Origin of the sequence: Nocardioides asiaticus (genome assembly GCF_040049175.1) — a bacterium.
GTDB classification, from domain to species: Bacteria; Actinomycetota; Actinomycetes; order Propionibacteriales; family Nocardioidaceae; genus Nocardioides; species Nocardioides cheoyonin.
Window position 1 is genome coordinate 455694 of the sequence record NZ_JBDZDM010000002.1, and the last position, 25492, is coordinate 481185.

23 protein-coding genes are annotated in these 25492 nt (G+C 71.4%); 12 read left to right on the forward strand and 11 right to left on the reverse strand.

Going from position 1 to position 25492, the window contains the following annotated elements; genetic code table 11:
• The first annotated feature begins 249 nt into the window (after window positions 1–249).
• Window positions 250–1551 (forward strand): adenylosuccinate synthase, encoded by a 1302-nt coding sequence (locus tag ABLE53_RS07935; RefSeq protein ID WP_348858246.1) that lies wholly within the window; start codon window positions 250–252, stop codon window positions 1549–1551.
• Window positions 1552–1662: 111 nt separating this feature from the next.
• On the opposite strand, the gene ABLE53_RS07940 is transcribed toward ABLE53_RS07935, so the two are convergent.
• Together ABLE53_RS07940 and ABLE53_RS07945 are read right to left on the reverse strand one after the other, a co-directional pair.
• Window positions 1663–3741, reverse strand: a complete 2079-nt coding sequence (locus ABLE53_RS07940; RefSeq protein WP_348858247.1) for a serine/threonine-protein kinase — start codon at window positions 3739–3741, stop codon at window positions 1663–1665.
• The gene (locus tag ABLE53_RS07945; protein ID WP_348858248.1) at window positions 3738–5945 is read right to left on the reverse strand and encodes a protein kinase domain-containing protein; all 2208 of its coding nucleotides are present in this window, start codon (window positions 5943–5945) and stop codon (window positions 3738–3740) included. Before ABLE53_RS07945 ends, ABLE53_RS07940 begins: the two co-directional genes overlap by 4 nt.
• A 98-nt stretch (window positions 5946–6043) precedes the next feature.
• On the opposite strand from ABLE53_RS07945, the gene purD reads away from it, so the two are divergent.
• Complete coding sequence (gene purD, locus ABLE53_RS07950) at window positions 6044–7306, forward strand: phosphoribosylamine--glycine ligase (RefSeq protein ID WP_348858855.1); 1263 nt, start codon at window positions 6044–6046, stop codon at window positions 7304–7306.
• Window positions 7307–7372: 66 nt separating this feature from the next.
• Complete coding sequence (gene purB, locus ABLE53_RS07955) at window positions 7373–8791, forward strand: adenylosuccinate lyase (protein ID WP_425474852.1); 1419 nt, start codon at window positions 7373–7375, stop codon at window positions 8789–8791.
• Between the two features lie 60 nt (window positions 8792–8851).
• Here purB and ABLE53_RS07960 read toward each other — a convergent pair whose 3' ends face one another.
• The gene (locus ABLE53_RS07960) at window positions 8852–10282 is read right to left on the reverse strand and encodes an MFS transporter (RefSeq protein ID WP_348858250.1); all 1431 of its coding nucleotides are present in this window, start codon (window positions 10280–10282) and stop codon (window positions 8852–8854) included.
• A 93-nt stretch (window positions 10283–10375) separates the two neighbouring features.
• Here ABLE53_RS07960 and ABLE53_RS07965 point away from each other — a divergent pair, with 93 nt between their 5' ends.
• Window positions 10376–10963, forward strand: a complete 588-nt coding sequence (locus tag ABLE53_RS07965) for an antibiotic biosynthesis monooxygenase (RefSeq protein WP_348858251.1) — start codon at window positions 10376–10378, stop codon at window positions 10961–10963.
• A 50-nt stretch (window positions 10964–11013) separates the two neighbouring features.
• On the opposite strand, the gene ABLE53_RS07970 is transcribed toward ABLE53_RS07965, so the two are convergent.
• Together ABLE53_RS07970 and ABLE53_RS07975 are read right to left on the reverse strand one after the other, a co-directional pair.
• Window positions 11014–11616 (reverse strand): HIT family protein, encoded by a 603-nt coding sequence (locus ABLE53_RS07970; RefSeq protein WP_348858252.1) that lies wholly within the window; start codon window positions 11614–11616, stop codon window positions 11014–11016.
• Between the two features lie 28 nt (window positions 11617–11644).
• Window positions 11645–12196, reverse strand: a complete 552-nt coding sequence (locus ABLE53_RS07975) for a DUF421 domain-containing protein (protein ID WP_348858253.1) — start codon at window positions 12194–12196, stop codon at window positions 11645–11647.
• Between the two features lie 99 nt (window positions 12197–12295).
• Here ABLE53_RS07975 and ABLE53_RS07980 point away from each other — a divergent pair, with 99 nt between their 5' ends.
• Entirely contained in the window at window positions 12296–13207 is a 912-nt protein-coding gene (locus tag ABLE53_RS07980) for a hypothetical protein (RefSeq protein WP_348858254.1), read from the forward strand.
• Between the two features lie 26 nt (window positions 13208–13233).
• On the opposite strand, the gene ABLE53_RS07985 is transcribed toward ABLE53_RS07980, so the two are convergent.
• Complete coding sequence (locus tag ABLE53_RS07985) at window positions 13234–14196, reverse strand: sulfotransferase family protein (RefSeq protein WP_348858255.1); 963 nt, start codon at window positions 14194–14196, stop codon at window positions 13234–13236.
• A 114-nt stretch (window positions 14197–14310) separates the two neighbouring features.
• Here ABLE53_RS07985 and ABLE53_RS07990 point away from each other — a divergent pair, with 114 nt between their 5' ends.
• Together ABLE53_RS07990 and ABLE53_RS07995 are read left to right on the forward strand one after the other, a co-directional pair.
• A complete protein-coding gene (locus ABLE53_RS07990) occupies window positions 14311–15246 on the forward strand; it encodes a phosphoribosylaminoimidazolesuccinocarboxamide synthase (RefSeq protein ID WP_348858256.1) in 936 nt (311 codons plus the stop codon).
• A gap of 72 nt (window positions 15247–15318) precedes the next feature.
• Complete coding sequence (locus ABLE53_RS07995) at window positions 15319–16917, forward strand: long-chain-fatty-acid--CoA ligase (RefSeq protein WP_348858257.1); 1599 nt, start codon at window positions 15319–15321, stop codon at window positions 16915–16917.
• A gap of 63 nt (window positions 16918–16980) precedes the next feature.
• Here ABLE53_RS07995 and ABLE53_RS08000 read toward each other — a convergent pair whose 3' ends face one another.
• Entirely contained in the window at window positions 16981–17586 is a 606-nt protein-coding gene (locus ABLE53_RS08000) for a hypothetical protein (RefSeq protein ID WP_348858258.1), read from the reverse strand.
• Window positions 17587–17797: 211 nt separating this feature from the next.
• Between ABLE53_RS08000 and ABLE53_RS08005 the strand changes: the two genes are divergently transcribed.
• The 3 genes from ABLE53_RS08005 to ABLE53_RS08015 are packed head-to-tail and all read left to right on the forward strand — an operon-like array spanning window position 17798 to window position 20692.
• Window positions 17798–18235, forward strand: a complete 438-nt coding sequence (locus tag ABLE53_RS08005; protein ID WP_348858259.1) for a hypothetical protein — start codon at window positions 17798–17800, stop codon at window positions 18233–18235.
• A 2-nt stretch (window positions 18236–18237) separates the two neighbouring features.
• Window positions 18238–20031: a M91 family zinc metallopeptidase gene (locus ABLE53_RS08010; protein ID WP_348858260.1), complete on the forward strand. Its 1794-nt coding sequence runs from the start codon at window positions 18238–18240 to the stop codon at window positions 20029–20031.
• Complete coding sequence (locus ABLE53_RS08015) at window positions 20018–20692, forward strand: hypothetical protein (protein WP_348858261.1); 675 nt, start codon at window positions 20018–20020, stop codon at window positions 20690–20692. Before ABLE53_RS08010 ends, ABLE53_RS08015 begins: the two co-directional genes overlap by 14 nt.
• 1 nt (window position 20693) lies before the next feature.
• On the opposite strand, the gene ABLE53_RS08020 is transcribed toward ABLE53_RS08015, so the two are convergent.
• Window positions 20694–21200: a YflT domain-containing protein gene (locus tag ABLE53_RS08020; RefSeq protein ID WP_348858262.1), complete on the reverse strand. Its 507-nt coding sequence runs from the start codon at window positions 21198–21200 to the stop codon at window positions 20694–20696.
• A gap of 69 nt (window positions 21201–21269) precedes the next feature.
• On the opposite strand from ABLE53_RS08020, the gene purS reads away from it, so the two are divergent.
• A complete protein-coding gene (gene purS / locus ABLE53_RS08025) occupies window positions 21270–21512 on the forward strand; it encodes a phosphoribosylformylglycinamidine synthase subunit PurS (RefSeq protein ID WP_348858264.1) in 243 nt (80 codons plus the stop codon).
• Complete coding sequence (purQ, locus tag ABLE53_RS08030; RefSeq protein ID WP_348858265.1) at window positions 21509–22177, forward strand: phosphoribosylformylglycinamidine synthase subunit PurQ; 669 nt, start codon at window positions 21509–21511, stop codon at window positions 22175–22177. Before purS ends, purQ begins: the two co-directional genes overlap by 4 nt.
• Window positions 22178–22219: 42 nt before the next feature.
• On the opposite strand, the gene ABLE53_RS08035 is transcribed toward purQ, so the two are convergent.
• The 3 genes from ABLE53_RS08035 to ABLE53_RS08045 are packed head-to-tail and all read right to left on the reverse strand — an operon-like array spanning window position 22220 to window position 25478.
• Complete coding sequence (locus tag ABLE53_RS08035; protein ID WP_348858266.1) at window positions 22220–22846, reverse strand: hypothetical protein; 627 nt, start codon at window positions 22844–22846, stop codon at window positions 22220–22222.
• 2 nt (window positions 22847–22848) lie between these two features.
• Window positions 22849–25170, reverse strand: a complete 2322-nt coding sequence (locus ABLE53_RS08040) for a hypothetical protein (RefSeq protein WP_348858267.1) — start codon at window positions 25168–25170, stop codon at window positions 22849–22851.
• A complete protein-coding gene (locus ABLE53_RS08045; protein ID WP_348858268.1) occupies window positions 25170–25478 on the reverse strand; it encodes a hypothetical protein in 309 nt (102 codons plus the stop codon). Before ABLE53_RS08045 ends, ABLE53_RS08040 begins: the two co-directional genes overlap by 1 nt.
• Window positions 25479–25492: the final 14 nt, after the last annotated feature.

Below are 25492 nucleotides of genomic sequence, written 5' to 3' on the forward strand. Positions count from 1 at the left end.
CGCCGAGGGCGGCCCGCGACGAGCGGTGGCGAGCAGCGAGGATCAGGGCGGCGGCCGCACCCTTTGGTAGCGTGCGGTTGCAAGAGCCCCGGCCGAGGCAGTCGATCTTGCAGCCGGGGCTGCTTGCATCCACAACACAACCAGCGACACAACGTGGTGCGTCGAGCAGCCGGACGTCGAAGCGGAGCCCGAGACAATGGACGCCGCGGGGCCGGAGGGACTCCGTCCGTAGTGAGGAGCAAGCACACAATGCCAGCGATCGCCATCATCGGCGCCCAGTGGGGCGACGAGGGTAAGGGCAAGGCCACCGACCTGCTCGGCAGCAGCGTCGACTACGTCGTGAAGTTCAACGGCGGCAACAACGCCGGCCACACGGTCGTCATCCGCCAGGAGGACGGCTCGGTCGAGAAGTACGCCCTCCACCTCCTCCCCAGCGGCATCCTGACCCCCGGCTGCACGCCGGTCATCGGCAACGGCGTGGTGGTCGACCTCGCGGTCCTCTTCGAGGAGCTCGACGCGCTCGACGCCCGCGGCGTCGACACCTCGAAGCTGAAGGTCAGCGCCAGCGCCCACGTCATCGCCGACTACAACCGCCAGCTCGACAAGGTCACCGAGCGGTTCCTCGGCTCCCGCCGGATCGGCACCACCGGCCGCGGCATCGGCCCGACGTACGCCGACAAGGTCAACCGGATCGGCATCCGGGTCCAGGACCTCTTCGACGAGAAGATCCTCTACGGCAAGGTCGAGGGCGCCCTCGAGCTCAAGAACCAGATCCTCACCAAGATCTACAACCGCCGCGGGTTCACCGTCGACGCGGTCGTCGAGGACCTGCTGTCGTACGCCGACAAGGTCGCGCCGATGGTCTGCGACACCGGTCTGCTGCTCAACGAGGCGCTCGACCGCGGGGAGACCGTGCTGCTCGAGGGCGGCCAGGCGACGCTGCTCGACGTCGACCACGGCACCTACCCGTTCGTGACCTCCTCCAACGCCACCTCGGGTGGCGCCTGCACCGGCTCCGGCATCCCGCCGACCCGGATGGACCGGGTGATCGGCATCGTCAAGGCCTACACCACCCGCGTCGGCGAGGGCCCGTTCCCGACCGAGCTGCACGACGACATGGGCGAGTTCCTCCGCAAGACCGGCGCGGAGTACGGCGTCACCACCGGCCGGCCGCGCCGGTGCGGCTGGTTCGACGCCGTGATCGCGCGGTACGCCGCCCGGGTCAACGGCGTGACCGACTTCGTGCTCACCAAGCTCGACGTGCTCACCGGGCTCGAGCAGGTCCCGGTCTGCGTGGCGTACGACGTCGACGGTGTCCGTCACGACGAGATGCCGGTCAACCAGACCGACTTCCACCACGCGGTCCCGATCTACGAGTACCTCCCCGGCTGGTGGGAGGACATCTCCCAGTGCCGGACCTTCGAGGAGCTGCCGAAGAACGCGCAGGACTACGTCACGGCGGTCGAGGGGATGTCCGGCGCCCGGATCTCGGTCATCGGCGTCGGCCCGAAGCGCGACGAGACCGTCGTCGTCCACGACCTCACCGCCTGAGCCGCCTGAGCCGCCTGAGCCGCCTGAGCCGCGCCGGGTCCCGCCGGCGGTGCACCTGCAACCGTCCCTACCCCCAGGACGGTTGCCCACGCACCGCCGGTGGGCGCCGGGTCACCGGTCCCAGGCGACGGCGCCGAGGGCGTGGTCGAGCTTGTCGACCTTGCTGATCCCGGCGGCGTTCCAGTGCTTCACCGTGAAGCCGTCCTTGTCGGCGAGGTCGACGACCAGCGTCGGCCTCCAGCGTCCGCCCGCGGTGGCGTCGTAGGTGACGAAGACGAGGTCGTCGTCGCCGTCGCCGTCGACGTCGGTGGCACTGATCTGGCCGTAGAACGACTTGTCCGCCTCGGTCGCGCCGGTGACCTTCACGGCGTGCTTGACCCAGGCGTCGTCCTCGTAGTCGAAGACCTCGAGGGTCGCCCCGCTCTGCGCGATGACCAGCTCGGTCGCCTTGTCGCCGTCGACGTTCGCCGCGACCAGGCGGGTGTTGTAGGAGAGGGCGCTCCCGGTCTTCGGCGCCGGCACGTCGACGGGGTCGTAGGTGTCGCCGTCGGAGAGCATCAGGGTGTCGTACTCGGCGGCGTCGCCGGTGCCGAGGACCAGGTCGTCGGTGCCGTTGCCGTCGAAGTCGCCGACCATCGCCGAGAAGGAGAACTCCTCGCCCTGGAACAGGTCGTCGTACATGTTCGTGCGCCACGCGAACGTGCCGTCAGCCTGGCTCTTGACGACGGCGATGTGGAGCTCGAGGTCGTCGGGGGTGTCGCTGCCGATCCCGCGGTTCTTGCCGTTGCCGATGGTGATGAGGCCGACGTCGTCGCGGCCGTCGCCGTCGACGTCGGCGGCGAAGGCGGCGAGCACGTCGTCGTAGAAGGGGACCTTGAGAAGGCCGGCCGACTGGCCTTTGGCGTCGGTCGTGACCTGGAAGGTGGAGTGCGACCCGGTGACCTGGATCAGGTCGTTCTTGCCGTCGCCGTCGACGTCCCCGAGGAGCTGCGCCTTGCCGAGCCCCGACACCACCGCCGCCTTCGTGAAGCCGGTGCCGGTGGAGGACAGCACGTGGTCGACCCGCTTCGCGTAGTAGCTGTCGTTGCCGTTGTCGACCCCCTCGAGGCCCATGCCCATGAGTACGTCGCCCTTGCCGTCGCCGTCCACGTCGCCGCTGACCGCCTCCTTCACCGTCGCCGCGGCCGCGGCCGGCTGGTCGGAGTCGCCCTTGGTCGCGAGCCACACCCCGCCGCCGGCGAGCGCCGCGAGCAGGACGGCCCCCGCCGCACCGGCGGCCACGGTCTTCCTCCCGGCGCCGCCACGCGTCCGGACCGACGGCCCGGCCGCGAACGAGGTGCCGCGGTCGGAGAGCAGCCGGAGCTGGTCGCGTACGTCGATCGCCGACGTCGGGCGCTGCGCGGGATCCTTCGCCAGCACCCGCGCGAGGACGGCGTTGGCGCCGCGGGTGAACGCGTCGTCGCCGGGGAGCTGCGGCACCTCGCCCTGCAGGTGGGCGAGCGCGACCTCGACGTCGCTGCCGGCGTACGGCGCGCGCCCGGTCAGCGCCTCGTAGAAGAGGCAGCCCAGGGCGTAGAGGTCGCCGGCCGGGCTGCCGGGGTCGCCCTCGGCACGCTCGGGGGCGAGGTAGTTCCAGGTGCCGGCGACCGAGCCGGGCTGGGTGAGCCCGGAGGAGTCGGTGTGGGCGACGCCGAAGTCGCCGAGGTAGGCGTGCGGGCGGTCGAGCCGCTCGTCGCGGAGCAGGACGTTCTCCGGCTTCACGTCGCGGTGGACGATCCCGACGGCGTGGGCGGCCGCGAGCGCATCGGCGATCTGGGCGCACACGTCGGCGGCCAGCGGCCCGGGCAGCGGGCCGTAGCGCTGGATGAGGGTGGCGAGGTCGCCGCCGGCGGCGTACTGCGACACGAGGTAGGGCCAGCCCTCGAACCGGCCGTGGTCGTAGACGGCGATGACGTGCGGCGACTCCAGCCGCGCCATCACGGCCGCCTCCCGGTCGAACCGGGCGAGGAACTCCTCGGACTGCGCCATCGAGGCGAGCATGATCTTGATCGCGACCGGGCGGTGGAGGCGGGTGTCGGTGCCGGCGTACACCATCCCCATGCCGGTGGTGGCGAGCAGCCGGTCGAGGCGGTAGGGACCGATCTGGCTGCCGAGGCCCGGCGGGGTCGCGGCGTTCGGCGGCTGCGTCACAGCGGTGCTCCTGTCAGCTGGTAGGAGTGGAGTGCGGTCGGCCCGCCGGCCCAGGTGGCCCAGGTCTTCACGCCGCTGAACGTCTCGCCGCCCAGGCAGGCCTGGACGACGTAGTCGGCGCTCGTCTTGTCCTTGGTGAAGGTCGCGAGGTCGGCGCGGCCGTCGCCGTTGAGGTCGCTCAGGAAGAGCGGGTGGACGACGTCGGAGAAGGTGTCCGGCTCGCTCATGCTGCCGACGACGCGCGCCGGGCCGGGTACGCCGTCGTCGAAGTCGGACACCCGGATCGTCTGGGTCACGTTGTCGGCGAAGACGTAGACCAGCTCGTTGGCGCCATCGCCGTCGGTGTCGCCGAGCAGCAGGCCGTTGATGAACTGGTGCCGCACCTGGACGGTCTTCTGCTCCTCGAAGCCGCCGCCGTCCTGCTGGGTGTAGGTGTGCAGGTCGGAGATGCCCGTGGTGTGGTAGCCGGTGCCGTGCTTGGAGCGGTCGAGGACGACCAGGTCGGCGCGCTTGTCGCCGTCGACGTCGCCGACCGCGGTCTTCTCCATGTGCACGTCCGACATCTGCAGGACCTTCGTCGCCTTGTCGAACCCGGAGCCGTTGTTGAGGCCGACCCAGAGCCGGAACTTCCCGTTGTAGGTGTTGCCGTCGGCGGTGCTGTCGAAGAACTCCCACACGATGTCGGTGAGGCCGTCGCCGTCGTAGTCGAGCGCGGTCCAGGAGAGCGTCGAGGGGTGCTTGTGCTCGCGCTCGGCGGACGGGTAGGGCAGGTCGCCGCTGAGCTTGCCGGTGCTCGACTCCACCGGGAACACGTCGCCGCCGTCCTTCTCGTGGGAGGCGGTGAGCAGGTCGCCCTTCCCGTCGCCGTCGAAGTCGCCGGTGAACGCGAGCGTCGTGGAGCCGAGCTTGCCCTCGATCCGCTTCGTCGCCGGGGTCAGCGTCGTCCCGTTCGACTTCCAGGTGGTCAGCTCGGTGGTCGTCTTCTTGCCGAACTCGTCGTCGGAGTAGGGGTAGGTCACGACGTCGCCGTACCCGTCGCCGTCGGCGTCGCCCAGCACCGGGCCGTCGGGCTTCGGCGTCGCCGCCTGGCCGTGCTGCCCCGACCCGCCGGTGCCGGAGTCGTCGGACCACGGCCGGGTGATGCCGAGCGCCGCGCCGCTGCCGACGACCACCGCGGCAACGCCGACCGCGCCGGCCAGCAGCAGGCTCTGCGTCCGGGAGCGTCCGGGCATCCGCGGCATGGCCGGCGCCGTCACCGGCGTACGCCGCGAGGTGACGGGGGCCGCACCGACGCCGGCAAGCGGTGTCTGACCCGTCGGCGGCGCCCCCGCGGCGGACGCCCCGACCGGGACGATGCCGGCCGGCGGCGCGGGCAGCCCGCGCAGCGTCATCAGGTCGTCGCGCAGCTGCTCGGCGTTCGGGTAGCGGTCGCGCGGGTCCTTGGCCATCGAGCGCAGCAGGATCGCGTTCGCCGCCGCGCTGAACTCATCGGTTCCGGCGAGCTGCGGGATCGGCGCGGTCTGGTGGGCGATGGCGATCTCGACGTCGGTCCCGGCGTACGGCGCGTGTCCGGTGAGCGCCGCCCAGAGCAGGCAGCCGGACGCGTAGATGTCGGCGGCCGGCGTACCGGCCTCGCCGCGGCCGCACTCGGGGGAGAGGTAGCTCCACGTGCCCGACACCGTGCCGGTCCGGGCGAACCCGTCGGTCTCGGTGTGGGCGATGCCGAAGTCGCAGAGGTACGCCATCGGGTCACGGGTGTCGTCGGGGTTGCGGAGCAGCACGTTGCTCGGCTTGATGTCGCGGTGGACGACGCCCGCCCGGTGGGCGTCCGAGAGCGCCTCCGCGACCTCCGCGCAGACCAGTGCCGCGAGCGGCGGCGGCATCGGGCCTCGTGCCCGCATGAGGCCGCCGAGGTCGCCGCCGCCGATGTACTGGGTGACGATGTAGGGCGCCCCGTCGTGCGTGCCCACGTCGTAGATGGCGATCACGTGCGGGCTGTTGAGCCGCGCGAGCACCTCCGCCTCGCGCTGGAACCGCTCGAGGAACTCCTGCTCGCCGAGCGCCGCCGAGACCACCTTGAGCGCGACCTTGCGCCCCAGGTCGAGATCGGTGGCGGCGTACACGACACCCATCCCGCCGAAGCCGAGCTGGCTGTCGATGCGGTACCTGCCGAACTGGTCACCGATGGAGGGGAGCACGGGCATGGCCGCGTCCTACCCATGCCACGGGGCGCTGAATCATGGGCGGGCGAAATTCGCCGCCCTCCCGGCGGGCCCTAATGTTTGTGGGTGTGAAGAGCCCGCTGAGGATCCTGGTGATCGGCACCGGCGGCCGGGAGCACGCCCTGGCCCGCAAGCTCGCGACCGAGGGCGGCACCGAGGTCCACGCGGCCCCCGGCAACCCCGGCATCGCCGCCGTCGCGACGCTCCACGACGTGGACCCGCTGGACGGCGCCGCCGTCGCCGACCTGGCCGAGTCGCTCGGCGCCGACCTCGTCGTCGTCGGCCCCGAGGCGCCGCTCGTGGCGGGCGTCGCCGACGTCGTGCGCGACCGCGGGATCGCCGTCTTCGGCCCGTCGAAGGCGGCCGCGATGCTCGAGGGCTCGAAGGCGTTCTCGAAGGAGGTCATGGAGGCCGCCGGCGTCCCGACCGCCCGCTCCTTCACCTGCACGACCCCCGAGGAGGCGGTCGCCGCGCTGGACGAGTTCGGGCCGCCGTACGTCGTGAAGGACGACGGCCTCGCGGCCGGCAAGGGCGTCGTCGTGACGCCCGACCGTGAGGCCGCGCTCGCGCACGCGGCCGCCTGCGAACGGGTGGTGATCGAGGAGTACCTCGACGGGCCGGAGGTCTCGCTCTTCGCGGTGTGCGGCCACGACGGGTCCGGGGTCAGCGCGTGGCCGCTGCAGCCGGCGCAGGACTTCAAGCGGATCTTCGACGGCGACGGGGGCGCCAACACCGGCGGGATGGGCTCCTACTCGCCGCTCACCTGGGCGCCGGCGGGGCTCACCGACGAGGTCATGGAGACCGTCGTACGCCCGACCCTGGAGGAGATGGAGCGGCGGGGCACGCCGTTCACCGGCCTGCTCTTCGTCGGACTAGCACTCACGTCGCGGGGTCCTCGGGTCGTGGAGTTCAACGCCCGCTTCGGCGACCCGGAGACGCAGTCGCTGATGCCGCTGCTCGCGTCGCCGCTCGCGCCCGTCCTGTGGGAGTCGGCGACCGGCGCCGGGCTCACCTCGGAGCCGTCCTTCTCCGCCGAGGCGGCCGTGACCGTCGTGCTGGCCTCCGCGGGCTACCCGGAGGGCTCCTCGAAGGGGGACGTCATCACCGGTGTCGAGGACGCCGAGCGGCTCGACGGCGTCCACGTCATCCACGCCGGCACCGCGCTCGACGACGACGGCCGGCTCGTCACCGCGGGCGGCCGGGTCCTCGCCGTCGTCGGGACCGGCACCGACCTGGAGGAGGCGCGCGCCACGGCGTACGCCGCCGTCCGGCTCATCCACTTCGACGGCGCCCAGCACCGCACCGACATCGCGCTCAGGGCCGCCGCCGGCGCGCTCCGCTGAACCCGAGCCGCGCACGGCCGCGCCGACGGTTCGGCCACCCGGAGGCCGCATGGGACAATGGGGGCCGTGACGGTCCCCAACATCCTCGCCACCCGCTACGCCGCGCCGGACCTCGTCGAGATCTGGTCGCCGGAGCACAAGATCGTGCTCGAGCGGCAGCTGTGGATCGCGGTGCTGAAGGCACAGAAGGACCTCGGCATCGAGGTGCCCGACGGCGTGATCGAGGCCTACGAGGACGTCGTCGAGAAGGTCGACCTGGCCTCGATCGCCGCCCGCGAGCGGGTCACGCGCCACGACGTGAAGGCGCGGATCGAGGAGTTCTCCGCCCTGGCCGGCCACGAGCACATCCACAAGGGCATGACCTCGCGCGACCTGACCGAGAACGTCGAGCAGCTCCAGATCCTCTCCAGTCTCGCGATCATCCGGGACCGCGCCGTCGCGACCCTCGCCCGGCTCGCCCGGCTGGCCTCCGAGCACGAGGGGACGGTGATGGCCGGCCGCTCCCACAACGTCGCCGCCCAGGCCACCACCCTCGGCAAGCGGTTCGCGACGATCGCCGACGAGCTGCTCGTCGCGCTGCAACGGGTCGAGGAGCTGATCGCGCGCTACCCGCTGCGCGGCGTCAAGGGGCCGATGGGCACCGCCCAGGACATGCTCGACCTGCTCGACGGCGACGCCGACAGGCTGGCGACGCTGGAGGAGCGGGTCGCCGCCCACCTCGGCTTCGACCGGGTCCTCACCTCCGTCGGCCAGGTCTACCCGCGCTCGCTCGACTTCGACGTCATCTCGTCCCTGGTGCAGCTGGTCGCCGCACCGTCCAACCTCGCCACCACGATCCGGCTGATGGCCGGCAACGAGCTGGTCACCGAGGGCTTCAAGGAGGGCCAGGTCGGGTCCTCGGCGATGCCCCACAAGATGAACTCCCGCTCGACCGAGCGGGTCAACGGCCTGGCCGTCGTGCTGCGCGGCTACCTCTCGATGGTCGGCGAGCTCGCCGGCGACCAGTGGAACGAGGGGGACGTCTCCGACTCGGTCGTACGCCGGGTCGCGCTGCCCGACGCGTTCTTCGCCGCCGACGGGCTCTTCCAGACGTTCCTGACCGTGCTCGACGAGTTCGGCGCCTTCCCGGCGGTGATCCAGCGCGAGCTCGACCGCTACCTGCCGTTCCTGGCCACGACCAAGGTCCTGATGGCCGCGGTCAAGCAGGGCGTCGGCCGCGAGACCGCCCACGAGGCGATCAAGGAGGCCGCCGTCGGCACCGCCCTCGACATGCGTCAGGGCCAGGCCGACAACGATGTCTTCGCCCGGCTCGCCGCCGATCCGCGACTCGGGCTCACCGCCGAGCAGCTCGACTCGCTCGTCGCCGAGCCGATCGCCTTCACCGGCGCCGCGGTGGCGCAGGTGCAGGAGGTCGTACGCCGCGTCGAGGCGGTCGTGGCACGTCACCCCGAGGCCGCGGCGTACGCCCCCGGCGAGATCCTCTGACCTGCTGAGCATCGTCGACGGCGTCATCACCGCCGCCGTCGTACACACACGGCGGTCCCGCTAGCGGCGCCAGTCCCGCACCGCCATGACGAGCGCGGCGCAGGAGAGGAGCACGGCGGCGACGAGCGCCAGCCGGAGCGCCTGGCCGGCCGACGTGTGGGTCTGCGCCACCGAGTAGATCGTCATCAGCAGGGCTGCGCCGACCGACGAGCCGATCCGCTGGCCGGTCTGCAGCGCGCCGCCGGCGGCGCCGCCCATGGCGGGCGGCACGCTGTCGAGGCTGAGCGTCATGTTGGGGGAGACGACCGCACCCCCGCCGAGCCCGGCGACGAGCAGCGCGGGGACCGACACGCACCACAGGTGGTCCGGGTCGAGGGTGGGTACGACGAGCGCGACGACCGCCACCCCGGCGGCGACGACGACCAGCGCGCAGACGGTCACGAGCCGGCCGACGTCGCTGACGACGCGGCCGGCCGCCGGCGCGCTCACCGCGGCGCCGAGGGCGAAGGGCGCCAGCAGCAGCCCGGCGGTGAGCGGACCGAAGCCGAGCGCGTCCTGGAGGTAGTACGACGTGACCAGCAGCGTGCCGGTGAAGCCGGTGAAGTAGAGCGTGCCGATGGCGAGTCCGCCGGCGTACCCCCGGACGCGGCGCAGCAGCGACACGTCGAGCAGCGGCGGCCGCTCCGCCGCGACCGTGCGGTGCTCCCACCGCACGAACGCCCAGCCGAGCGCCGGTGCGAGGACCAGGAACGACAGCGGCCAGTAGGCCTCGCCCTCGACGCTGACGACCGGGAAGAGCACGGCCACCACCGTCGCCCCCAGCAGGGCGGCGCCGACGAGGTCGATGCGGGCGTCGCCGGTGGCCTGGGACCGGCCGGGAACAAGGCGTACGACGAAGAGCAGCGCGACCAGCCCGATCGGGACGTTGATCAGGAAGAGGTAGCGCCAGCCGTTCTCCTGCCCCGCCAGCGCCAGGATGAGGCCGCCGAGGACCGGCCCGGTGGCGGACGAGACGGACACGGTGAACCCGAGCAGCCCGAAGGCGCGGCCGCGCTCCGGACCGCGGAAGAGCTGCTGGATCAGCCCGGCGTTCTGCGGCGTGAGCAGGCCCGCGGTCGCGCCCTGGAGGAGCCGGGCCACCACGACCAGCGTCGCGTTCGGCGCCAGCCCGACGGCGGCGCTCGAGACCACGAACCCGCACAGCCCGACGACCATCAGACGGCGCCGGCCGAACGCGTCGCCTAGTCGTCCGCCGGCCACCAGCGTCAGCCCGAACGCGAGCGCGTAGCCCGACACGACCCACTGCACCGTCCCAGGACTGGTGTCGAGGCCGACCTGCATCGACGGCACGGCGACGTTGACGATCGAGACGTCGAGCAGCGACATGAAGCCGACGACGAGGGAGACGCCGAGGATCCGCCAGCGCCGAGGGTCGGGCGTGAAGTCGGCGTACGACTCCTGCTCCCGGGACGCGGCGGCGTGCTCGCTCATGCCCTCCACTGTTGCCCATGCGGCCGAGGATCACGCCGCCGCGCCGTGCGGCGGACTTGAGCGTCGTGCCGGGCCGACGGGACGATGCAGCGCATGACAGCGATCCAGGGCCCGGTCACCGTCACCATCGCCCGCCGCGTCTCGCCGACCCGATCGGCGGAGATGGTGGCCTGGATGCAGGCCGGGATCCGGCTGGCGAGCGAGTTCCCCGGCTTCCTCGGCGCCGGCTGGGTGCGCCCCGCCGCCGACTCCGACGAGTGGCACCTGCTCTACCGCTTCGACGACGCCGACCGGCTGCACCGGTGGGACTCCAGCCCGCAGCGCGGCTGGTGGCTCGGCGCGGGCGAGCCGTTCGTCGAGGAGACGCGGATCGAGCGGCGTACCGGCATCGAGGGCTGGTTCGACCCCGCCCACACCTACGACGTCGAGGAGGTGAGCGGCGTCGCGACGACCCCTCCACGGTGGAAGCAGACCATCGCGATCTTCCTGATGTTCTTCCCCGTGAGCCTGCTCGCCAACTGGGTGCTGGCTCCGCTCGTCGGCGACTGGGTGCTGCCGCTGCGCGTCCTCGGCGTCATCGTCGTCACGCTGCCCTTCATGACGTACTTCGGCCTGCCCTGGATCACCCGCAACCTCGAGTGGTTCCTGCAGGGCAAGCCCGCCCCGTGGCGACACCGTTGAGTCCGGGGTTCTGACCCGTCGAGTCCGGGGTTCTGGCCGGTCCGCGGCGCTCAGACGAGCGCGCGGCCCCGGTGGGTGGCCAGCTTGCGCGCCACCGCGGCCAGGTCGGCCTTCCAGACGTCCTCGGGGCCGGGCGGGATGATCTCGTCCCACTCCATCGCGTACGAGCCGCGGGTCGACAGCAGCCCCGCCGTACGCGCGGTGAACCAGACGTGGACGTGCGAGCAGCCGTCCCCGAAGCGGTGGACGTGGCAGCGGACGATCTCGGGCAGCGACTCGACGATCCGCGCGAGCCGGACCGAGATCCGGCCGAGGTCGGCGGCCTGGTCGTCGTCGAGCTCGTGGTAGTCGATGTGCTCGTGGGCTTCCAGCAGCAGCACGAGCGGCAGGCCGCTCTGGCCGCGCGGGTGGGTCTTGACCCGCCAGGTCTCGTCCTCCCAGATGACGCCGGTCGGCGGCTTGCACACCGGGCAGGGCCGGTCGCCCTCGCCCTCGCGCGGCTGCTCGGCCTCGGGCGACGCGAGCCGCTTGGCGACCAGCGCGCCGTCCTCGACCTCCCACGGGAAGGTCGGCCACTCGGTGATCGGCGGGGTCGACAGCCGGCCACCGGCTGCGCTGACGCGGGCGTAGACCTCTTCGGCTGACTCGGGCATGGCCCCACCTTGCCACGGGCGGGCCGGGTCACTCCTGCCGGGCCAGCAGGACGTCCAGCTTCGCCTCCAGGCGCCTGATGTCGTCGAGCGTGGCGTTCTGCTCGCCGTCGTACAACGTCGCGACGATGGCACCGCCCGGCTCGAGGACGAGCTCCTTGACCTCGGAGACGTCGTTGGCGTTCTGCCGCCGCAGGGCGGCGTCGACGTCGGCCTTGCGCAGTCCCTCGTCCCGCAGGGCGCCCTCGTTCCACACCCCGTCGCGGGCGAGCTCGGTCGGAGTGCCCTCGAGGAGTCGGGAGACGCGGTCGCTGCGGCGCATGCCGCGGACGATCACGGCGTTCGCGAGAAGCAGGACCACCGCGCCCAGCAGTCCGCCGGTCAGCGAGTTGTCGGGGCCGATGACGGCGTTCTGGACGACGTTCGAGAGCAGCAGCATCACGACGAGGTCGAACGAGTTCAGCTGCGCGAGGTCGCGCTTGCCCGCCAGCCGGAGCAGGATCGCGAGCGCGACGTAGACCACGACGGTCCGGACGATCTTGTCGGGAGCCGAGATCCCGAGGTGGGTGAGGTCGTGCCACATGCCTCAAGAGTGGTCGAGTGAGGCCCGGCCGACACGGCGACTCGTCGAGCGTGACCGAAAGATCATTAGTCGACCGCTTCACTCGACTATGATGGTGGTATGACCACCACAGTCCTGCCTTCCCTGCCGTCGTACGACGGCGCAGAGCTCGTGATCCCCGCACCCGGCTCCGGACCCGGCAACTGGGCCGGCGCCGCCAGCGCGACCCTCGTCGACGGCGTCTTCTGGCTGACCTGGCGCAACCGGCGCCCGCTCTCCGACGGACGCGGCGTCACGGTGACCGTCGCCCGCTCCGAGAACGGGGTCGACTTCGAGACCGTCGCCGAGGTCGGCCGTGACCAGTTCGGCTGCGAGTCCCTCGAGCGGCCCGTCCTCGTCGCCCTGCCTCCCCAGGAGTCGGGAGAGGGTGGCTGGCGGCTCTACGTCTCCTGTGCGACCTGGGACTCCAAGCACTGGTGGGTGGACAGCCTCACCGCCGCCACGCCGGAGGAGCTCCCGGACGGCAAGCGGCAGGTCGTGCTCGCCGGCGACGACCGGACCGCCGTCAAGGACCCGGTCATCGACATCGACCCGGTGACCGGCTTCTGGCAGATGTGGCTGTGCTGCCACCCCCTCACCGAGCCCGGTGACGAGGACCGGATGACGACCCGCTGGCTCACCAGCACCGACGGCCTCGAGTGGGAGGACCACGGCGTCGTCCTCGCCGGCCGGCCGGGGGAGTGGGACGCCCGAGGTGCCCGTGTCACGACGGTGCTGTCGCACGACCCCCTCGTCGTGCTGTACGACGGCCGGCCCGACGCCGCCTCGAACTGGTTCGAGACCACCGGCGTCGCGCACTGGGACGGCACCCGGCTGGTGGCCGACCCCGACCTGCCGCCGATCACGTCGCCGTACTCCGACGGCGCGTTCCGCTACGCCTCCGCAGTGCCGCTGCCCGACGGGCGCACCCGGTTCTACGTCGAGGCCGCCCGCCCCGACGGCGCCCACGACCTGGTGACGCTGGTCAGGTGACGCTGGTCAGGTGACGCGACTCGGCGTCAGACCGCCGAGCGTTGGCTGAACGACCCCTTGCTCTCCGAGGAGAGCCAGTCGCCGAAGTCCCGGCCGGTCACGGCGGAGAGCAGCTTGACGTCCTCGGCGAAGGCGGGGACGAGCCGGGTGCGCTGCTCCTGGGTGAGGATCGGCCGGTGCGCCTCGTCCGGGCCGGCGAGCTGCCGCAGCAGCGGCGGGGCGGCACGGCGCCACAGCTGCGGCGGCGCGAACTGGCCGAGCCAGGCGCCGGCCCTGACGACCGGGCCGACGACGCGCGGGCGCCAGCCCGGCTCGACGTACGACCGGCTGTTGTCGCGCGGGATGCTCCCGACCCGGCCGGTCTCGATCCCGAGGAAGGTGCAGGCGCGGTCGACGGCGCCGCGGGGGTCGTCGACGATGTCCTTGTAGCGGAGCACGAGCACCCGCTGCGGGTCGACGTGGTCGTAGAGGTGAGCGAGCTGCTCGCCGTACAGCCCCAGGTCGCGGTAGCGCCAGAACGGCGCCCACCCCTCCGCGACCCGCTCGTCCTGGAGCGAGAACGCCGTCATGAAGTCGGGCACCGGCTCCAGGCCGTCACACCACAGGTGCATCCAGTTGGAGTACGCGCGGTCGATCGGGTCGCGTACGACGGCGATGAGCTTCACCTCCGGGAGCTCGGCGCCGAGCCGCCGGTGGGCGGCGCGGCTCCACAGGTAGAACGGGGTGCTCTCGCCCCGCACCCGATCTGCCGGCGCGCCGGCGAAGAGCCGCTCGTAGTCCGCGCGCCGCCAGATCCACTCCTGCTGGGAGTGCGCGTCGCCCGGGCCGTGCCAGGCGGGCGGCGGCGCGTCGTCGCAGAGCCAGTACTTCGGCTCCTTCGGCTGCGACATGAAGACCTGCGGGTGCCCCGAGAGTGCCGAGTGGAGGGCGGTCGTGCCCGCCTTCGGTGCGCCGATGATAAGGAAGTCGGGCTGGGCCGGTCGTCCCATGGGTCCCTCCCTGGGCTCGGGAGCGTGGCTCCGCTACTAAACAACCTTTGTCAGCGTACTAACTCGACATGATCCACGGCAGCCCCACGCCGGGGGATCTTCTACTGTTGCCCCGTGGCCGTCTCGAACATTCCGCCAGCCCCGCCGATCGCCGGCGCCCGTCACCTCCACTCCGGGAAGGTGCGCGACCTCTACGAGCTGGAGGAGGGGCCGTACGCCGGCGAGCTGCTCATGGTGGCGAGCGACCGGATCTCGGCCTTCGACCACGTCTTCGACACGACCATCCCGGACAAGGGCGAGATCCTTACGCGGCTCTCGCTGTGGTGGTTCGAGCAGCTCGAGGACCTCGTGCCCAACCACGTCATGTCCACCGACGTGCCCGAGGAGGTCAAGGGCCGCGCGGTGATCTGCCAGCGGCTCCACATGTTCCCGGTCGAGTGCGTCGCGCGCGGCTACCTCACCGGTTCGGGTCTGCGCGAGTACGCCGCCACCGCCACCGCTCCTGGTGGGCACAGCGTCTGCGGCATTCCGCTGCCCGACGGCCTGGTCGACGGCTCGCGGCTCACCGCCGCGATCTTCACCCCGGCGACGAAGGCCGAGCTCGGTGACCACGACGAGAACGTCACCTTCGAGCAGGTCGCCCGCCAGATCGGCGAGGACGACGCCTCGGAGCTGCGCCGGCTGACCCTGGCGGTCTACCACCGTGCCGAGGAGATCGCCCGGGGTGCGGGCCTGATCCTCGCCGACACCAAGTTCGAGTTCGGCGTACGCCAGGACGATCTCGGCATCCGCGCCATCGTGCTCGGCGACGAGGTGCTCACACCGGACTCCTCGCGCTACTGGGACGCCGCCCAGTGGCACCCCGGCAACGCCATCCCGTCGTTCGACAAGGACGTCATCCGGCGCTGGCTGCTCTCGCCGGAGGCCGGCTGGGCCGGTGGACCCAAGGAGAGCGGCGCCCCGCCCCCGCCCCTGCCTGCCGAGATCGTCGAGAAGACGCGGGCGAGGTACGTCGAGGCGTACGAGAAGCTCACCGGCCACCCGTTCTGAGGCTGACCGGGCTCCCGGGGATGAGTACTCACGGGTAAGTTGTGCGCGCACAGTCCGAGTGATGGAGGCCACGTGTCAACGCCGTACAACCTGTCGTCCCTGCTGGAGAACGGTGCCGCCCTGCACCCCGACCGCGACGCGATCGTCATCGGGGACACCCGGCTCAGCTACGCCCAGGTCAACGCGCTCGCCAACCAGGTGGCCAACACGCTGGTCGACCGCGGCGTCAAGCCGGGCGACAAGGTGGCGCTGACCAGCCCGAACACGCCGTACTTCACGATCGTCTACTTCGGCATCCTCAAGGCCGGCGCGACGGTGGTGCCCCTGAACGTCCTGCTCAAGCGCCGCGAGGTGGCCTACCACCTCAACGACTCCGACGCGAAGGCCTTCTTCTGCTTCGAGGGCACCCCCGAGCTGAAGATGGGCGAGGAGGGGTACGCCGGCTTCGCGGAGGCCGAGGGCTGTGAGCACTTCTTCGTCATCACCGCCGACCCGCTGGCCGGCTCGCCGATCGAGGGTCGCCCGGGACGTCCGGTGGACACCCTCTTCGGCGCGATCGGCCAGTCGGCGCCGACGTTCGAGACCGTCGAGACCGACGAGGACGACAGCGCGGTGATCCTCTACACCTCCGGCACCACCGGCCAGCCGAAGGGCGCCGAGCTGCGCCACCGCAACCTGCGCGACAACGCCACCGTCGGCGACGCCCTCTTCGCCGCCTCGGCCGACAACCCCGACACGTTCCTCGCCGTGCTCCCGCTCTTCCACGCGTTCGGCCAGACGGTCGTGCAGAACGGCGCGCTGGCCTACGGCGGCACCATCGTCATGCTGCCGCGCTTCGAGGCGCGGGCGGCGCTGGAGCTGATGCTGAAGGAGAGGGTCTCCTTCTTCGCCGGCGTCCCCACGATGTTCTGGGGCCTGCTCGGCGCCCTCGACGCTCCGTCTGATTCTGGGGCGATCGAGATCGCCGCGCTCAAGGAGAACCTCCGCGTCGCCGTCTCCGGCGGGTCCGCCCTGCCGGTGGAGATCCACAAGGAGTTCGAGACCCGCTTCGGGGTCACCATCCTCGAGGGCTACGGCCTGTCCGAGACCTCGCCGGTCGCCTCCTTCTCCAAGTACGGCGAGCCGGCCCGGCCCGGCTCGATCGGTGTCCCGATCCCCGGCTGCGAGATGGAGCTGATCGAACCGCACGGGTGGGGCCCGGTCGAGTGGACCCCCGACGCCGTCGGCGAGATCGCGATCCGCGGCACCAACGTGATGAAGGGCTACTACAAGCGCCCCGACGCGACCCGCGCCGTCATCAGCGAGGACGGCTGGTTCCGCTCCGGCGACCTGGCCAAGCGCGACGCCGACGGGTGGTACTACATCGTCGACCGCACCAAGGACCTCATCATCCGCGGCGGCTACAACGTCTACCCGCGCGAGATCGAGGAGGTCCTGCTGACCCACCCGGCCGTCTCGCTCGCGGCGGTCATCGGCGTCCCGCACGACAGCCACGGCGAGGAGGTCAAGGCGTTCGTGATCCTCAAGCCCGGCGCCTCCGCCACGCCCCAGGAGATCGTCGCCTGGTCGAAGGAGCAGATGGCGAGCTACAAGTACCCCCGCCTCGTCGAGATCGTCGACTCCCTGCCGATGACCGCGACGGGCAAGATCCTCAAGCGCGAGCTCTCCTGACGCAGACGTACGCCGGGTCGTCGAGGCGGTTCGACGAGCCCGGCGTACGCGCGTGGTCGCTGCTCAGCGCAGGACCGGGTACCTCTTCACGAGCGGCGTCCGCGCCCAGATCTTGCCCAGGCCCCAGGTGTCGCCGGCGTAGGTCAGCGCGAGCACACCCAGGACGATGAACCCGGTGAGGTGCTCGTCGATGACCGGGTTGCTGTCGAGCGGCCAGCTCGCCACCCACATGAACAGGTAGAGCAGGCCGCCGAGTGCGCCGGCCAGTCGCATGCCGATGCCGAGCGTCAGGGCGAGGCCGACACCGAGCAGGCCGGCCATGAACAGCCAGTCGGCCCAGGCGTCACCCGCGATGCTTCCCCAGAAGCCGTGCAGCGGGTTGTCGGCGGAGGTGTGCGAGAGGAACCCCTCGGTGGGGCTGCCGCCGTTGAGCCAGGCGCCGTCCTTGGCGAAGAAGTCGATCCCGGTCCGGTCGCCGGCCGCGTTGGTGATCGCGCCTGTCGAGTAGCCGAGCGCGAGCAGCTTATCGAAGAACGCCCACAGGAAGGTCAGTCCGAACGCGATGCGGAGCACCGCGAGAGCCCGGGTGGCGAAGCCCGAGATCGGGCGCGCCTGGTCGGTCGCGATGTGGATCCGGTGGCTGACGGCTGGACGGTGGATGGTGGTCATTGCTGCCTCCTGATGATCCCTTTGTCGACTCCAGCCAACGCCCGTGGCAGCGAGCGGGTGAGAGGCCGCGGTCACCCGGCCGACGGGACGCAGGTCCCGCGCCGGCGGGACGTCTGTCGTGGGTGGGTCTCCGGCGGCTCGCCGGCTCTTGTTTGCGAGCCTCGATCCGGGGAATCCCATCGGTGACCCCGATCACGACCCGGAGCACCCGATGCGAGCCACACCCACGGATCTGTGCCGCCTGGCCGAGGACTGCATCACCATCTCGCAGACCCTCGGCGACGGCTGGAGCGGCCACCAGGACGGCCTGAGCGTCCCGGCCTCGGCGGCCGGCGACGTCACCGGCGCCGGCGCGCTCGCCACGGCCCACGGGAAGGCGGTCCAGCAGGCCGCGACCGCGATCGGCCGGCTCGTCGGCGTCCTCGAGATCGACTCCGACGGTCTGATGCTCTGCGCCTTCGACATCTCCGGCGCCGACGAGAAGGCGGCCGAGGGCTTCGAGAACGTCCCGCGGCCCTCGCCCGGACCGTCGCCGCAGCCGACGCCCGCACCGCCCGGTCGTACGCCGACGCCGCCGGTCCCGACCCCGTCGCCGTCGCCAGGACCGAGTCCGACGCCACCGGCGCCGACGCCGACCCCGGGGAGCTGACCATGGCCGCAGGGATCTGGGACCTCCACGACGACGTCCAGAAGCTCGACGACGCGTCGGCGGCGTGGGACGCGGTCGCGAGCGCGCTCACGAAGGCGGGCGACGACCTGAGCGCCGCGTCGAAGACGGTGATGGACGACGGCTGGGAAGGCGAGTCGGCCGACTCGTGGGAGAAGCACCGCAAGCTGCTGGTGAGCTCGCTGGACCAGGGGAGCAGCACGGCCGAGAAGCTCGCCCGGCACCTCTCCCTGGCCGCCGGGTCGGTCCGCACGGCCCAGGGCACGCTCGACGAGTCGTGGGCTACCGTCGTCGGCGTGCGCCACACCTGGGAGCCCGGTGGCCAGCTGGTCTTCTGGCCGGAGGGTGACGACGAGCAGAAGCTCGTGACCGACGCGCAGCAGGCCGCGCTCGACGCCCGGGACCACCTCACCAAGAAGCTCGCCGAGGACCGCAAGGCGATCGCCGAGGCGGGCGCGGCGTGGCAGAAGATCGCGGACGCATGGCGGGACGTCGCCAACGGCACCACGCCGCCGTTCACGCTGCCGGCCGACGTCGACTCGGTCGGTGTCATCACCGTCGACGGCAAGGCGATCATCAACACCGGCGGTGGCGACGACGACGTCACCATCCGCAACGGCCCGAACGGCACCACGATGGTCACGATCAACGGGGTGCAGTACCTCATCCCCGCCGGCGACGACATCGTCCTGCGCACCGGCGCCGGCAACGACACCGTGACGGTGCCCTCCGACGTCGACCTCCACGTCACCGTCCTCGGCGGCGCCGGCGACGACAAGGTCGACACCGGTGGCGGCGCCGACACCGTGCTCGGCCTCGGCGGCCGCGACAAGATCCAGGGAGGCGGGGGCGACGACCACCTCTCCGGCGGCGCCGACCGCGACTACCTCGACGGCCAGGACGGCGACGACGCCGTCTCCGGCGGCACCGGCGACGACACGGCGTACGGTCTCGACGGCGACGACACCCTCACAGGCGGCGACGGCCAGGACTACCTCGAGGGCGGCACCGGTGACGACGCGCTCGCCGGCGGCGCCGGCAACGACATCCTCTCCGGCGGCCGGGGCGACGACACGATCGGCGGCGGCGACGGCGACGACGTGACGTACGCCGGCGCCGGCCGCGACACCACCGACGCGGGGACCGGCCACGACACGACGTACGCCGAGGCCGGCGACCGCAGCACCGGCTCCGAGAAGACGGTCACCGTGGAGATCCGCGACACCGCGCGGTTCATCAAGATCGAGGGCAGTCCCGACTTCGTGAAGCGGATCCAGGCCGACCTCGACATGCTCCGGTCCTCGCCGACCGGTCAGAAGATGCTCGAGTCGCTCCAGGAGCGGCACGACAACACCGGGTTCCTCGGCATCGGCCAGGAAGACCTGACGATCAAGGAGTACACCGACCCGCAGCCGAACAGCAACGCCAGCGACGGCCGGCTCGGCGGCAACGAGATCCACATGATGCCGGAGCTGGACACCGTCGGGACCGGGACCCAGCAGTACGCCCAGTCGGACGGCCCGCCCTCGGTCTTCCTCTACCACGAGATGGCTCACGTCTACGACTACATGCACGGCACGCTGCAGCCCGGGGACTATCACGGCGACGATTGGTTCGACGACGGCGTTCCCAACCGCGAGCGCGAGGCGGTCGGGCTGAAGGTCGACGACGACGGCGATCCCAGGACGCCGGAGCGGGTCGACCCGGACCACCCCTACGTCTACACGGAGAACGGCCTGCGCGACGAGATGGGGGTCCCGCGTCGTGATCGCTACTGAGCGCCGTCGGCTCGGTGCCCTCGTGGTCGCCGCCGGGCTCGCCGGTGCGACGGCCTGTGGCTCGAACGCGGGCGGCGAGGGAGCCGACGAGGGCACCGGCGTCCACCCAGAGCTCGGCCCGCGGAGCACCGCCGCCGCACCTCCGGCGACCTTCCACGCGACCGTGACGCCGACGAAGACGGCCGTCGAGGTGAGCTACACGTTGACCAACAGGTCCGACGGGCCGCTCTACGTGGTCAACAGGGTGCCCGTCGCCGCCGGTGCGGGGGTCCGCTACCGCAGCAGCCACGCCTTCGCGACCGCCGGCCCCGGCGATCGGGTCGTCCTCTCCCAGGCCCTGTTCGACCAGCCCGGCGAGTCCTGCTCGATGGCGTGGAGCGCGCCGCACCCGATCGGTGTCACGAAGGTGGCGCCGGGCGCGTCCACGACGGCGCGGGTGGCGGTGTCGCTCCCGCTCCGGTTCGACCACCCGTACGGCGACGAGTTCTGCGACGGGCCCGAGCAGCTGCCGGCCGAACCGGCCGGGGTCGAGTTCTGCCTCGGCGTCATCGCCGACGACCCCGACCTGGAGAAGCAGGTGGGCGACACGTCGCCCCTCCTCGTCACGCACGAGGCCCACTGGCCCCAGCACCTCTTCTGCTCGGACGACGTCGACCTCTGATCTACTCGAACGGATTCGGCAGCGCCCCCGGCAGCTTGGCGAGCAGCTCGCGCGCCTGTGCGGCGACCTTGTGCTCGACGAGCACCTCGTACTTCGTCGCGACCACCTGTGTCACCGACGAGAAGTCGCGCTGGCCACGGGTCGCGGCGAAGCCGACGAGCGCCCAGATCAGCCCGAACAGGGCGCCGAACAGCATCGTCGAGACCACGATCCCGAGCCAGGCGTCGTTGCTGAACAGCGACAGCACGATGCCGATGAACAGGCCGAACCACAGGCCGGAGACGATCCCCGCGAGCGCGACCCGGCCCCAGGTCAGCCGGCCGGTGATCTTCTCCAGCTGCTTGAGCTCGGTGCCGACGATCATGCAGTTCTCGACCGGGAACTCGTTGTCGCTGAGGAAGTCCACCGCCTTCTGGGCGGCCGCGTAGTCGTCGTACGTCGCCAGCGACTGCGGGAACTGGAGCTTGAGCGGGTTCGAGGCGGAGGGGTGGGTGGACGGGAGGCTCATTCCCACAGTGTGCCCGACGTGCGCGCGAGGATGCGGCCGGTGCGGGGCGTACCGCCTAGAATCCGTGCCATGCCGCGAGTCGTCGTCGACGTCATGCCCAAGCCCGAGATCCTCGACCCGCAGGGGAAGGCCGTCCTCGGCGCCCTGCCGCGGCTCGGGTTCACCGGGGTCACCGACGTCCGCCAGGGCAAGCGCTTCGAGCTCGAGGTCCACGAGGTCACCGACGACGTGCTCGCCCAGGTCCAGAAGATGGCCGAGACCTTCCTCGCCAACACCGTGATCGAGAACTACACCGTGCGGGTGGAGCAGTGAGGGTCGGAGTCGTCACCTTCCCGGGCACGCTCGACGACGTCGACGCCGCCCGCGCGGTCCGCATCGCCGGCCACGAGGCGGTCACGCTCTGGCACGGCGACCACGACCTGCAGGGCGTCGACGCGGTGATCCTCCCGGGCGGCTTCTCGTACGGCGACTACCTCCGCTGCGGCGCGATCTCCCGCTTCTCGCCGGTCATGACCGAGGTGATCGAGGCGGCCGGCAAGGGGCTGCCCGTGCTCGGCATCTGCAACGGCTTCCAGATCCTGTGCGAGTCCCACCTGCTGCCGGGTGCGCTCATCCGCAACGACCACCGCAGGTTCATCTGCCGGGACCAGCGGCTGCGGATCGAGAACGCCGACACCGCCTGGACCTCCGCGTTCGAGGCCGGCCAGGAGATCGTCGTACCGCTCAAGAACGGCGAGGGGCAGTACGTCGCCGATGCCGAGACCATCGCGCGGCTCGAGGGTGAGGGCCTGGTCGTGGCGAGGTACGTCGAGGTCAACCCCAACGGCTCGATCGACGACATCGCCGGCGTCACCAACGCGGCCGGCAACGTCGTGGGCGTCATGCCGCACCCCGAGCACGCCGTCGAGGACCTGACCGGCTCCGGCACCGACGGGCTCGGGTTCTTCGTCTCGCTGGTCGAGAAGGTCTCCGCCTGATCCTCGGCGCGGCCGCGCCGGCCCTGTCGGACGGCCGGGTCGTCAGTCGCCGCCCAGCTCGTCAAGGCGGCCCATCGCGAGGTCCAGCAGCCTGCTGACCGGCACCTGCGGGTCACCCGCGACCGAGTGGAGGGAGCCGACGGCGAGGAGCCGGTGGTCCGGGGTCACGGCGTACGCCCGGTCCTGGGTCTCGCCGTCGCCGCTCGTGAGGCGGTAGCCGAGGGCGTCGTACGGCAGGCCCTGCAGCGGCTTGATGCCGACGCCCATCTTCTCGAACCGCGGCGTGGCCGCGCGCTTCTCGCAGGCCGTCACCGCCTGGTCGAGCGCCTTCGTCATGGCGTCCGTCGTTGCGAGCAGGTCGCCGGGGGTGATGACCACGGCGTACACCTCGGTCGCCTTGCCGAGCACCGCGTCGGTGCCCACCGGCTGACGCTCGCCGTGTCCGGTGGAGGTGTTGAGCCGGTCCTGGACGTCGACGAGCTCCTGGCACCACGGCGATCCGGCGATCCCCAGCGAGGCCGCCTTGATCGAGCTGACGTCGTCGAAGTCGCCGGCGTGCAGGAGGACGGTGTCGTCGGATCCGTCGTCGTCGCCACCGCACCCGCTGAGCGGCGCGGCCAGGGCGAGCGCGCCGAGCGCGAGCGCGAGCAGTCGTGGGCGTGGTGTCATCGTCAGCCGTCGTAGTACTTCAGGAAGGCGTCCTTGTAGGCGGTGGAGAAGTCCTCGGTGCTCAGGTACTTGTTCAGGTAGTTGTTCATCGCGATCGAGGCGTAGTCGCCCATCTTCTGGGACGAGACGGTCGACAGGTCGACCGGCTCGCCGTTCGGGGTGAGGATATGGGCGTCCTCGGGCGAGAGCTCGATCACCCCGCTGTTGACGAGCGACATCAGGGCGTTGACCTCGACCCGGTTGAGCCCCTCGGCGGCGCGCGTGTTGGAGTCGGCGACGGCGCCCTCGGTGGCGTTCGCGAAGTGGTGCTCCGCCGCGCCGGTGCCGAGGTCGAGCGCGTGGCTGACGCCCATGTCGATCACCTTGCTGCCCAGGTCGCCCACCACGTCCGCACCCGGCAGCGGCACGAGGCCGGCGGCCTCGTTGACGAGGCCGATGAACGCCGCCCGCTGGGCGTCCTGGTCCTTGGCGCCGTCGATCTCGACCTGCCCGACGGCGTGCTCGGCGGCGCCCTGCAGGTTGGCGCTGCGCTGGAGCACGTCGCGGAGCTGGTTGCGGGTGTCGATGTCGTCGGGGTGCTTCTGCAGCTCGGAGGTGAGGGCGTTGACCTGCTCCTGCTGGTAGCCGCCGACGCCCTCCGCGATGTGCTGCATGCCGTCCGGGGTGGACATCGACACCTGCAGCAGCTTGTCGATGTCCGGCGCGAACATCCGGGGTGCGTACTCGATCGTGCCGAACGGCCCGAGGGCGAGGCTCTTGGTGCCGGGGTCCAGGTCGTCGGGCTGGTGCTGGAGGGCGTCGTCGACCGCGGGCATGTAGGCCTTCATCAGGTCCGAGACGTACGGCGACGCCGGCTTGGCGTCGTCGGCGTTGAAGCCGTCGCTGTCGGTGACGTAGTCGAAGTACGACGAGACCAGCTTCGTGGTCGCCTCGGGGTGGTCCTTCATGTTGGTCTCGTCGGTGCCGATGCCGTCGGCGGCATGCGAGATCCCCTCGTAGCCGTCGGCCTTCCAGGTGCGCTCGTCGAAGTAGTACTTCTCCCTGTCCGGGTCGCCGGTGAAGAACTGCAGCCCCGCCTTCGGGTGGTCGCCGAGCTGGTTCATGATGGCGGCCATCGGGTCGTCGTAGTAGGAGCCGGTGGCGCCGGTGTCCAACGGGCTGTAGCCGTTGTGGCTGTACCACATCTCGGCGTTGTCCCACCCGGCCTGGCGCTCCCAGGCGTCGAGCTGGTTCGCGGCACCGCTGACGAGGCCGTCGGAGTAGCCGGTGCCCTGCATCAGGTAGGTGAGGATCGAGGCGCCGTCGCCGTAGCCGGGATAGCGGTCCTGGAACTCGTCCTGCTCGTCCTGGCTCAGCTGCGGTACGACGGAGTACCTCACCAGGTCACGGCCGAACTGGTCGGCCGGGAACCCGGGCTGCTGCGAGGCGGTGCCGAGCCCGTCGCGGAGGTTGGCGGCGAGGTCGTCGAGGTTGTCGAGCCCGCTGTTGCGCATGTAGGACTCGAGGTTCGCGTAGTTCCCGACGAGGCCCTCGGCGCCGAGCTTCTGGTAGAGCGAGCTGGTGATCGTGCCGTCCCGGCCGTAGGCGTCGAGCAGCGTGTTGAGCTGGTCGACGTCGTTCTGCGAGAGGTCGTAGTCGTCGTCGCTGATCGTGTTGTCGATGTCGTCGGCCAGCAGGTCGCCGAGCGCCTTCTTGGTCGCCTCGGGGAGGTCGGGCAGCAGGGTGCTGGCGCGCTCGGGGTGGTCGAAGAGGTACTTCGCCTGCTGCTGCGTCGACATGTGGCGCAGGTCGTCGTACAGGCTCTGGTCGGCGAGCGTGCCGGAGGCGTCGGCGGTGGTCTTCTTCGCGGTGGTGAGTACGCCGGCCAGTGTGCCGTCGGCGTCGGCCGCCTTCTGCAGCGCGTCGCCGATGTCGCCGGCGATCTCCTTCATCAGCGCCTCGTCGTCGCTGCGCGCGGTGTCGTCGTCGTACGTCTTCGGCGAGCTGACCGTGCCGGTGGTCCTGTCGACGTCGAACCCGTGGTTCTTCGCCCGGGAGAGGGCGCCGTCGAGCAGGGTCTTGGCGCTGCTGATGTCGCTGGCGGCGGCGTCGAGGGCGGCGATGACTCCGCCGAGCTCCGCGACCTGGTCGACCAGCTTGTCCACGAGCTGGTTGTGGGTGTTCTCGGCGGCGACGGAGTCGGCGCCGACCCAGCTCGTGGGCGGCTTCCCGTCGTCGACCTCGTCCTGCAGGTCGGTGAAGGTGGTGCGGCGGCGGGTCAGGTCGTCGGCGATCGAGGTCAGCTTGTCCGGCTTCCACTTCTCGAGGTCGCTGATCGTCACCATCAGTACATCCCGTCCATCTCGCGCGCCATCTTCTCCTGCTGGGCGGCGTGGGTGTGGTCGGTCTTCGTCCAGGTGTCGGCGGCGTGGTGCATGGCCGTGACGTGGGCGTTGGCGCTCTTGACCCAGTTCGTGTAGTCGGTGTGCCAGGTCTGCTTGAGTGCGGTGCCGGCGCTCGCGCTCTGGCTCCCCGGCAGCGCGTCGCCGATGTCGCCGACCTCGGTGGGGATGTGCTTGCTCACCGCCGTGACCGCGGTGTGCATGCGGGAGGCGGCCTTGTGGATCTGTGTGGGTACGACGCGGTTGACCATGTCGCCTCTCCAGC